The organism is Streptomyces sp. NPDC058664 (genome assembly GCF_042716635.1).
Taxonomy (GTDB): Bacteria; Actinomycetota; Actinomycetes; order Streptomycetales; family Streptomycetaceae; genus Streptomyces.
The window spans coordinates 1-10,509 of record NZ_JBHXRW010000110.1 but is presented as its reverse complement, the minus strand read 5'-3'; the positions used below and the strand labels follow the sequence as shown (position 1 = coordinate 10,509).

The following is a 10,509-nucleotide window of genomic DNA, read 5'->3' as shown; positions in this document are numbered from 1 at the left end:
AGGACGTCCAGCGTCTCGTCCACGTACCGCCAGGCGGTGGCCTGCGATATCCCGAAAGCGGCTCCAAGCTGCGAGAACGTCTCGTTCTTCCGCAGATGGACCAGCGTGAGAAGTGCCTGCTGGAAGCAGCCGAGCCTGCGCCAGCGAGTGTTGCGAGCTCGGCGGCGCTCGTAGAGCAGCCAGGAAACATGCTCGACGAGATCGTGCGAGACGTCGAGCATGGCTCGATACGGAACCACCAGGGCCCCTTCGGTCGCCGGTGTGTTGAGTGAGATCACCACGCCAACGACGAGGGGCCCTGCCTCGTCATCACACCTGCTGACCAGCCCATTTCACCCTCCAGCACAGGATGAAAGAGGCTCAGTACATCGAGAACCACAAGCGGCCCATCTGACCCTCACCCCAGAGCCGCAGCGACCTCCGCCGCTTCGCGGCTCCGGGTCAAGGACGCGCTTCACCCCCGCCTCGAAAGGCGGAGCACTGCGCAAGATCAAAGATAGAACGCGTTGGGCACCAATGTGCTGCTGAGTGTTCTCAAGTCGGTGGGTTTGTGGAGCGCTTGAGGCTCTCTTCGGGAACGGACTGGTAGGTGCTCGTGCTTCCTCAGGACTTGCAGCGGCTCTGTTGAGTCTTCCTAGCCTCGTTCGAACTCCGCGGTGTCCCGGCCATAGGGTCGGTCTGTGCTCGCTCCGGCATGGTGAAGTCTCTTGTCAAGCGCGGCTTCATTGCGTCTTGTGGCGCTGTTTGGCGACTGTGTCGACTCGGCGGTCGAATGTGTGATTCAGCAGGGGGGCCAGGATGTTGCCGAAACGGGCGAGGGCGCGTGTGCCGGGGTCGGCGCTGATGCCGAACTTGCCGCGTTCGATGCCGGCGATGATGGCGGTGGCTACTTTGCCGGCGTGGAGGGGTTTGATGCTGCTGCTGATGGCGCGCGTTTCATCTGGTTTCCACTGTTCTTCTTCGGCGAGCAGAGGGGTGTCGACGTCTGGGGGGTAGACGATGCTTGCGTGTACGTGATGCGGTCGTAGTTCGGCGCGTAGGGCTTCCATGAGGCCGCCGACGGCGAACTTGGACGACGCGTAAGCGGTGTAGCCGAAGACACCGATGAGTCCGGCAGTTGAGGAGACAGCGACGATGCTGCCGTGTCTGCGTTTGACCATGCCGGGGGCGATGGCCCTTATGGCGTGGAGGGTGCCGAAGTAGTTGATTTCTATCGCCTGGCGGAAGACGTCGTCTGGCAATTCTAGGAAGTGGCCGGGGCGAGCGATGCCTGCCGATGTAATCAGCACGTCGCATGGGCCCTGCTCCTCCTCCAGTTCTGCCAGGGCTGATGCGAGCGCCTGCTGGTCGGCAACGTCAGCCGCGCGGAAAGCCACAGTGGCTCCGGTTGCCCTCAGGGCTTTTGCCGCCGCCTGGAGGTGGTCGGGGCGGCGCGCCACGAGCGATACCCGGGCGCCCCGGGCCGTCAGCAGGCGGGCGGTGGCCAGACCGATGCCGCTGGAGCCACCGGTGATGATCACATGGGCGGAATTAATCCGGACACGAGTCTTTGCCATGTGCGCGACTCTAGGGCATTTCCGGCGAATGCGGGTGAGTAATTATTAACCATGCGCTCCGCTTCTGTAGTGGCTGCCTACCGCAGGTGAAATGAGTAATGATTACTCTGCTTCCGTGAGCCTGGAATCTGCTCCCGTTGACTGTCAGTGTGCCGCCCTTGTCGAGGCAGAAATGCACCTCCTGCGCACCCACGGCAGCGATGTGGACCTGCCGAAGAGCGGTGGCTGCACAGCCATCAATCTGGGCTAATGCCGCACGCCGATTACGAGTAGCTGCGCTCAATTCGGCAGTTTCATGTCGAAAGGACAGCGTTTTGCGTGACATAGCGATCGTCGGAATGGGTTGCAGATTTCCAGGCGCCCGTAACCTTACTGAATACTGGGGAATCCTTAACCGCGGTGAACGGCAGTTCCGGAGTGTGCCACGCGAGCGGTGGGACCACGCACCCTTTTACACGCCGGAGGACCGACGTTCCCGGGCTGGCACGTATACGGACGTTCTCGCCTCGGTCGACGGCGTCGATCAGTTCGACGCACGTCACTACCGGATATCACCAAGCCGTGTTCAGGCAATGGACCCGCAGCACCGTCTGTTGTTGGATGCCTCCCGTGAGGCGTTGCAGGATGCGGGGTGGGAACGCCGCTCCTTCGACCGCACGTCAACTGGCGTGTACTTCGGCCTGAATGTCAGCGAGTATCTGGAGTTGGTTCCTGACGTCAGGACCGTGTCGGGAGCAGCGTTGCCGGGCTCGCTGCTCAACATGGCTGCGTCGAATGTGAGTCGTTTCTTCGATTTCAACGGGCCCAGTTATGCGGTCGACGCCGCGTGTTCCGCGACTTTGGTTGCCTTGCATCAGGCGCTGGGGCACCTAGCCTCTGGGGAGTGCAGTGTGGCGTTGGTCGGCGGAGCCTATCTAGCTCTGGAGCCGCGCACTCTGCTGGGTTTCTCGAAGGTCGGTGCGGTTTCGGCATCTGGTGTCTGTCGCCCGTTCGATAGGAGGGCTGACGGTTTCGTTCTGGGTGATGGTGCAGGGGTGGTCGTGCTGCGTCCACTGGAGGAGGCTCTGGCCGCAGGTGACCGTGTCTATGCCGTCATCCAGGGTATCGGAGTGTCCAACGATGGGGCGTCGGACGGGCCCATGACCCCGAGTAAGGCCGGTCAGATGCTGGCCTTGCGCCGGGCTTACGCGGATGCTGTTGTCTCGCCTCTCTCTATGGGGGTATTCGAGGCGCACGGCACAGCTACTGTGGTTGGCGATGCCACTGAAGTGGATTCGCTGACCACGCTCCGGACGGAAGCCGTCGCAGCGCACTCGGGTGAAGACACGCTGGTGCAGGATGCATTCCTCACTTCGGTGAAGTCGCTGATCGGCCACTCACTTGGCGCTTCGGGAGCTGCCTCTCTCATCAAGACTGCGTTGATGCTGCACCGGCGCACCATTACGCCGATGCCGGCCACTGATGTTGCTCGCCCTGACGACCTCTCCATGGCTCGGCTGCAGGTTCCCGAGACGGTACAGCGTTGGGAATCTCTCCGGAACCTGCCTCGGCGTGCCGGCGTAAGTAACTTTGGTTTCGGTGGCACGAATGTGCATGTGGTGCTCGAAGAGGCGCCCGTTCCCGGTCCCCCACGTAGCACGAAGAAGACAGCTTTCCCCAGCCGTGTCGGCAAGTCTGCTGCTGAGCCCAGGGTTTTCTCCGGAGACAGCGAGGCGCAGCTCTTTCTGTTTTCTGCGGGCGCTCTTGACCGGCTTGATTCCCATCTCGCGGACTTCTTGAAGATGATGCAGGACAGCCCTGACATACCGCTGACCGCCATCGCTCAGACCCTTGCGAGCCGACAACTGCTCAGGGCACGGCTGGCAATCGTCGCCGCCAGCCACGCAGAACTGTGCATACGGATCGAGCAGGCCCGGTCGGCCCTGGCGACAGGCCGTACTGGTGCGCTCGGCGAAGGACTCTACGCCGCTGCCGAGCCTTTGCCCGAAGACGAACGTGTTGTTGCCTTCGTCTTTCCCGGACAGGGCAGCCAGCGCCCCGGCATGGCCCGGGACCTCTATGAGCGCTTCCCTGTCCTGCGAGCCGTCCTCAGCCGGTGGGACACGGCGGCAACGGGGGCTCCGGACGGGTTCTCCCTGCTAGAGGCGGTGTACGGTCCCGGCAGTGCGACGCCCGAGGGCCAAGAGCGGCTCACCGGCACCGACGTCTGCCAGCCCGTGCTCGGCGCGTTCGGCGTCGGTCTCACTCACCTCGCACAGTCCCTCGGCCTCTTTCCGGCTGTCAGCTTCGGGCACAGCGTCGGCGAGTTCCCCGCCGCTGTCGCAGTCAAGGCCCTGGAGGAACAGGAGTGTCTGGAGCTGTTGATGACGCGGGGAGCCCACATGCGCGGCGCTGAGGCAAATCGCAAGGGTGGCATGCTCGCCGTCCATGCGGCACAGGAAGATGTGGCCCCGCTTCTGAACGGTCTGGAGGAGGTGTGGGCCGCCTGCCTTAACCATCCTCGTCAGGTGGTCTACAGCGGCGTGACCACATCGCTTCAGGAACTCGCCCGGCGCTGCGCGATCAGTCAGATATCCACCGCGGAGCTTGAGGTATCCAACGCCTTCCACTCGCCCCTGCTCGACTCCGCCCGAGACGGCCTCGCAGCAGATCTTGTACGCCGCACTATTTCGCAGCCGCGTCTGACGTTCGTCTCTTCCGTCAGTGGCAGGGCTGAGGAGGACCCGGCCGTGTTGCGGGAGTTGTGGAGCCGGCACGCAAGCTCTCCGGTCTGCTTCGGTGACGCTGCGAGTGTTGCGTACGCATCTGGTGCCCGCATATTCGTGCAGGTCTACGGAGGCAGCGGCCTCCTCGGCTCCGTGCGGCGCAGCGTGCCGGAAGGGGACTCAATCCACTGTGTGGCCCTCACCGGCGCCAGTCCTGACGCAGGCCGGACCTTCCTTGCTGCGCTGGGTCAACTCGCTGTTCTCGGCGTGGACATCGACGCCGGTGCGCTGATATCCGACGGTACTGAACTGGTGACGCTGCCTCCTTCGCCGCTGGCCACAGAGTCGCACTGGTACCCGCGCGTGGCCTCCAGAATCCCGGCCCCGGCCACCGTGCCCGGACTTGGTACCCAAGGGGCGGCGCCTCACGTCAGGCCGATGGCCTCCGAGCCTGCCCGGCCCATGCCATGTGCCGCACCAACAGTCCAGTTCCCAGCCGGCGTACAGGAGCCGACGCCTACGCCACAGGACTCTCCTCTACAGCCCGTCCGGGGAAGGTCACCGGACGAACGGTCTTCTCGTTCCGGGCACCCCCACTCCTCACGACAGGACCTCCCAGTGAATGACGTCATCGCACTACTTCGCGAACAGTTGAGCCTGCTGCATACCTTCGGCGCAACGGCCCCAGCCGCTGTCTCCACATCGCCGGCTATGCCACCCCTGGCGCCACAGCACCGAGCAAACGACGCAGCGTCGACGGTGGCGCCTGTCGAGCATCGAACCGATCCACGGGAGACGTTTGAGGAGACTGCTGCCGCTGATGTGGTCCGCTCACGTTACGAACAGGTGCGGGCTAGCGTGTATGCCGAACTGTCGGCCGTCAGCGCCTTCCCTGTAGAGCGCCTGACGGACGAGATGCTCGTCACAAAGGACCTCGGCTTCGACTCCTTGATGACCACTGAACTGCTGGAACGCCTACGCCGCGCCTTCCCCCACCTCTCCGATCGCATCACCGAGGGCTTCCTCCCGTCCAATCCGACCATCGGCGACGCGGTGTCCGCCACAGCGAAGCTGCTCGAAGCGGACCACACGACCGCAGAAGTGCCCGCTGTCCCAGAGCAGCGCGTTGCCCTTCGTCCGCAACCCCCGAAACCACACACCGATGCCTTGGCAGAAGAGGAAAAAGCCGACCACTCCACTGTCACAGCGGCAGTGCATGCCGAAACTCGTATCGAGGACTTTCCTGAACTGCTGGCCATGGAGCAGCGAGCTGCGTCCTTCCGCCGCAACCCCTACTTCCTGGTCCATGACGGCACCATGCGCGACACCACACATATCGAGGGCCAGGAACTGATTTCCTTCTCCAGCTTCAACTACCTGGGCCTTTCCGGGCATCCCAAGGTCACCGCTGCCGTCAAGGACGCCGTCGACCGCTACGGTTCCTCGGTGTCCTCGACCCCTCTCCTGTCCGGGCGGCGGCCGCTGCACCTTGCGCTCGAGGCGGAAATCGCGCAGATGAACGGCTGCGAGGCGGCGATGGCCCTGGTTAGCGGGCACGCCACCAACGTGACCGTCATCGGACATCTGCTGGGACCAGAGGACCTGATCATTCATGATGCCCTTGCCCACGACTCCATCCTCCAGGGCTGCAAACTCTCCGCAGCACGACGCCGTCCTTTCCCGCACAATGACATGGCCGCCCTTGACGCCATATTGCGCCAGGTCCGGCATCATTACCGCCGTGTGCTGATCGTGGTTGAGGGCGTGTACAGCATGGATGGCGACATCGTCGACCTGCCGGCTCTGATCGAGGTGAAGCAGCGGCACGGGGCCATGGTGATGATCGACGAAGCGCACAGTATCGGTGTCATGGGCGCCACCGGCGGCGGTGTGGGTGAGCACTTCGGTGTGGACCGCACCACGGTGGATCTGTGGGGCGGCACGCTGTCCAAGGCACTCGCCAGCACCGGCGGGTACGTCGCTGGCACCGCACGTGTCATCGATTACCTCAAGGCATCGGTACCCGGATTCGTTTACAGCACCAGCATGACCCCTGCCGATGCCGCCGCATGCCTCACCGCTATCCGCGTCATGCATGAAGAACCAGAACGGCTTCAGCGCCTCCACGACAACGCCAAGCTCTTCCTCCAGTTGGCCCGTGAAGCTGGAATCAATACCGGCGACAGCCTCGGCACGCCCATCGTCCCTGCCATCGTCAAGGACGGTGCCACAGCCGTAGAGCTATCCAACGCCCTGCTCGATCAGGGAATCAGCGTCAACCCGATCCTTCACCCGGCAGTCCCCCAGGACCAACCGCGGCTGCGCTTCTTCGTCACCAGTGAGCACTCTCGGGAGCAAATCGAGAGGACTGCGGCCCTCCTGGCTTCACAGTCGCACCTGCTTGGCACTTGATCCCCTCCTTCCCTCTGTGCAGCATCCCGTGGTTTTTCTGAGCCTTGCTGAGGCCTTGTTAATCAGGGGGTGTGATGGGGGCAGTTGGGGTTACTGGCGGGCTGTGGGGAGTCGGCCGTCGAAGGCGATCTCGAAGACGTTTAGTGCGGTCTTCCACCGGCAGGGTCCAGCGGGCCTGTCCCCCTGCCGGTGGGATTGAGCGACATGATCGCATATAGACGCGCTTCAGGGCGGTAGTCTCATTCGGGAAGCACCCTCGACCTTGTTCGCCCGCCGGATCCTGGCGTTCACTGACTCGATCGTGTTGGTCGTGCGGTTACTGATTTCGGCTTGTCAGGGTGACACTGGGTCATTCAGGGCCAGGCCGGTGCCGGCTATGAAGCCGTCGAGGGTGTGGGGCCGGTATTGGAGTCGTTTGAGCCGGTTGCGGACGAGGGATTCAAGCCGGTCGAGGGCCATGACGGCAAGGTTGGCCAGGCTGCACTTGACGTGGGCCCAGACGCCTTCGACCGGGTTCTGGTCGGGTGAGTAGGCGGGCAGCAGGAACACGGTCAGCCATGCCCGCTCGGCCACGTCTCCCGCAGGATGCGGGAGACGTGGGTGTTCAAGCGGTCCCAAACCAGCACGATCGGGGCCCTGACCAACTGGTGGACTCCGTCGATCAGTGCGATGAAGTCCCGCTCGCTCATGCTGCGCCGTGTTCCCTTGCCCGCGGGATGAGTCCGCAGACGGTGAGACAGCCGGGTTCGGGAACCCGGCCGCAGGGCGATCAGGCCGGCCACCGACAACCGTCCCGAACGCCGACCGCTGACACCGTCACGACCGGGATGCGGCCCCGCCGGCCCCAGGTCCGTCCCCGCGGCGGCCGGCGGGTGAAGCCCGCTTCGTCCTCGAAACAGATGTAACCCCCCGCAGGCCGCCCGGACCCTTTTACCTCCGCCCAGGTCGCCTCCTTCCACCCGGTCACGGCCTGCTCGTCGCGCTCGGCGACCCGTCGGGCGGGGGCCTGCGGGGTGAAGCCGAGTCGGTGCATCAGCCGGGTGGCCCCGGAGACGCTGTAGGTGATGTGGAACTTCCTGCCGGTCAGCGTGGCCACCCAGGAGGCGGTCCATACCTGGTCCTCCACCCAGCCATGCGCGGCCGGTCCCTCCTCCAGCAATCCCGCCAGTTTCTCCAGGCGGTATAGAGGGCTCAATTCATTTAACGCGTTTCAGGGCCAAACTGGAACGCTTAGCTGCCACAAGAATAGGATGACCGTTTGAAACATTCGGCGCGAGAATAGAAACGACCTGATCAAATAGAATTTCCGCCTGTGCATTATTTCCCTGCGCATGCTGGGCTGCCGCTAGATTCACGAGCGTGGTAGATAGCTCCGGGTGAAGCGGACCCAGAATTTTCTCCTTGATGTCTAGCGCCCTCTTGTATCCACTAATCGCGGACGCGAGATTTCCGCGACGATGTTGCAGGGCGGCAAGATTATGCAAACTTATGGCAAAATTATAGCTTTCAGATCCCTCCGCTCTCCTAAATATTTGCAGGGATTGACGGAATGCGTTTTCAGCTTCTTCCGGACGTCCGCATCCATCAAGCAAGGATGCCCAAGCAGCAACATCTTCAGCGGTTAGAATGTGTTCGACGCCATGGAGGCGGGTATGTATTTCCATGGCGCGCCTCGCCCACGGTTCACCAGTAACATAATCTCCACGAGCGTGTGCCAAACCACCAAGGTTATGGCATACCGCGGCCACAGAGTCATGACATTTCCCAAAGTGCTTCTCATAGATCGCGAGGGCTCGCAGGTACAAAGACCAGGCGTGATCGAAGCATCCAGAATACTTGCCAAGAATACCCCACTGATTGCAAATCGACGCAACCAAGAGGCTATCATTTCCTGTATTTTTCTCGGCGGACTCCAGGGTTAGCATAAACAAAAGCCCGGACGACCTATACTCTCCTTTACGTCGCCAAAGATCAGCCAGTTCCCTTTGAGTGCGAATTTTAGCCAGAGCCGCATCTGAAGTATCGTCGAAATTCCGGATTATCGATTTCAGATAATCTTCGGAAGACCTCTCGGCGCCGATGATTCACCTCCTCTGCGATATCACAAGATACCTTGACGGTGTGATTTATGGGGACGTCGCTTTATTCATACAGGTGACATGTCACGTCTCGTGAATCAACTCGAGGCTGAAATGCTATGGCTTCCAACCCTGACAGTTGGAAGCCATAGCGACAGGTGCTAGCTAGCCTGCTGGTGGTTGCTTTCCGTGAGTTCCACTGCCGAGTGATCGGCTTCTATGAAGATCTCATTGTGCTGCATAGGCCACCCTTCGGCAGATAGGGAACCTTCTTGGATATCCGCGTACGTCAATGCAATCCGCCTCCTTGTGTGAATAAGAGAGTTGCATGAGTAGTGTCGATCCAATGACACTGCCCATACTCGGCCCATTTGACTGCGGGGCACTACCGGCTGCCAGAGTAAATGGTACTCAGACGCCGCCTTGTGATGTAGAAATAATTGAGTTCTGAGGAACCTTACGACTCTACTGCGTAATTTGTGGGGGTCATGCAGTGAACTGGTAGGCGAGACGGCGGGCACGGTGGAGGGGGCTGTCAGTCCAGTGCGAGGACTGTAAAAAAGTTTGGTGTAACTCAGATCATGGAAAAGTGCGCCTGTGACCATCGAGAACATAGCCAAGCCATCCCGAGGCAAGGCGGCTGCGCCCACAGCCACTGATAGCCAGTTCCTGAACAAGCCTGCGGCCGGGTTCAGGCTGAGGGTCTGCAACTGGCCGACGGGGGCGATTTCCTCTAGCAGTTGACGAAGCGGCTGCTAGAGGACGATTCTCAGTAGGCCGAGTTCACGTTGTCGATAGTGCCGTACCGGTGGGCCGCATAGTTACAGGCTGCGACAATATTCGCTATAGGATCGTAGATGTCCCAAGAAGTACCTTCAACGTGGTAGGCGCGAAACGTGGGATCGATGACTTGCATGAGCCCCTTGGACGGGATCCCTGCCTTGGCATTGGAGTCCCAAAGGTTGATCGCGTAAGGGTCACCGCTCGACTCACGCATCAGGTTCCGGTAGACACCGTTATGGCTTCCCGGGATGCCGTTGCTCCGCATGACGCTGAGGGCTTGGCTGATCCACCCGTCAACCCTTACCTTGCTGGCCGGCGCTGCGGCTGCCGGTGTCTCGCCAACAATCGGCACACCCATACAGACCACAGTGCCGATCACCAGACCTGCCCCATACCGCACTGCCCGCCTGGAGGAAGATCGCCACATTCCTTCAAAGATCTTCATTAAGGTGCCCTTTCGTTAGCAAGAAGGACACCTATTGAATGAACAACAAAGAGGGACGGGCATGAGAAAACGCTACTCAACCAACCCAAATCAGCAGGAACCATCGGACCGCCCTGGGGTGTTCGATAAATGATCACGGTGGGGTTCGCGCAGTCAGAGCGCGAGCGACGCGAGATGGGCTCCGGCCCAGTAGCGAATGGCCAGTTCATCGAAGCGTGTGGAAATCGCGCGGAACTACTTGAGGCGAGTGAAGCAGCATTCCACCACATGGCGGGCCTTGTAGAGTTGGCGGTCGAAGGCCAGTGGCCTCCGCTCCGCACACAGTCGGCCTTTGGGCCGGCCCGTTCCGGGATGACCGCCTGGCAGCGTGCTGGTGAGCTCCGTCGATCGTGGAGTCGCCCGACTCTGTCTGCTACCGGGCTCCGACAGAGTTACTGAACCTCTTTCATCCTGTGCTGGAGGGTGAAATGGGCTGGTCAGCGGGGGTGGTGACGAGGCAGGGCCCCTCGTCGTTGGCGTGGTGATTCCAC

6 protein-coding genes and 2 pseudogenes are annotated in these 10,509 nt (G+C 61.7%); 1 reads left to right on the top strand and 7 read right to left on the bottom strand.

Annotation, left to right across the window (positions count from 1 at the left end; all coding sequences use genetic code 11):
* A partial coding sequence (locus tag ACFWUY_RS39405; RefSeq protein ID WP_384121440.1) for a transposase family protein occupies window positions 1-281 on the bottom strand: 281 nt, incomplete at its 3' end.
* Window positions 282-722: 441 nt separating this feature from the next.
* Window positions 723-1,556 (bottom strand): SDR family oxidoreductase, encoded by an 834-nt coding sequence (locus ACFWUY_RS39400; protein ID WP_384121437.1) that lies wholly within the window; start codon window positions 1,554-1,556, stop codon window positions 723-725.
* A gap of 200 nt (window positions 1,557-1,756) precedes the next feature.
* Between ACFWUY_RS39400 and ACFWUY_RS39395 the strand changes: the two genes are divergently transcribed.
* Window positions 1,757-6,673, top strand: coding sequence for an aminotransferase class I/II-fold pyridoxal phosphate-dependent enzyme (locus ACFWUY_RS39395; RefSeq protein ID WP_384121442.1), 4,917 nt, complete (start codon window positions 1,757-1,759; stop codon window positions 6,671-6,673).
* A gap of 333 nt (window positions 6,674-7,006) precedes the next feature.
* Here the strand turns inward: ACFWUY_RS39395 and ACFWUY_RS39390 are convergent.
* From ACFWUY_RS39390 to ACFWUY_RS39370, 5 genes and pseudogenes are all read right to left on the bottom strand, one after another.
* Window positions 7,007-7,455 (bottom strand): annotated as a pseudogene (locus tag ACFWUY_RS39390) (transposase).
* The gene (locus ACFWUY_RS39385) at window positions 7,443-7,832 is read right to left on the bottom strand and encodes a winged helix-turn-helix domain-containing protein (protein WP_384121433.1); all 390 of its coding nucleotides are present in this window, start codon (window positions 7,830-7,832) and stop codon (window positions 7,443-7,445) included. The pseudogene ACFWUY_RS39390 and the gene ACFWUY_RS39385 overlap by 13 nt, the downstream one beginning before the upstream one ends.
* A gap of 37 nt (window positions 7,833-7,869) precedes the next feature.
* Window positions 7,870-8,598, bottom strand: coding sequence for a tetratricopeptide repeat protein (locus tag ACFWUY_RS39380; protein WP_384121429.1), 729 nt, complete (start codon window positions 8,596-8,598; stop codon window positions 7,870-7,872).
* A gap of 922 nt (window positions 8,599-9,520) precedes the next feature.
* On the bottom strand, window positions 9,521-9,979 hold the full coding sequence (locus tag ACFWUY_RS39375; RefSeq protein WP_384121426.1) for a transglycosylase SLT domain-containing protein: 459 nt from the start codon (window positions 9,977-9,979) through the stop codon (window positions 9,521-9,523).
* Between the two features lie 153 nt (window positions 9,980-10,132).
* Window positions 10,133-10,341: pseudogene (locus ACFWUY_RS39370) on the bottom strand (IS5/IS1182 family transposase); the annotation flags it as partial.
* Window positions 10,342-10,509: the final 168 nt, after the last annotated feature.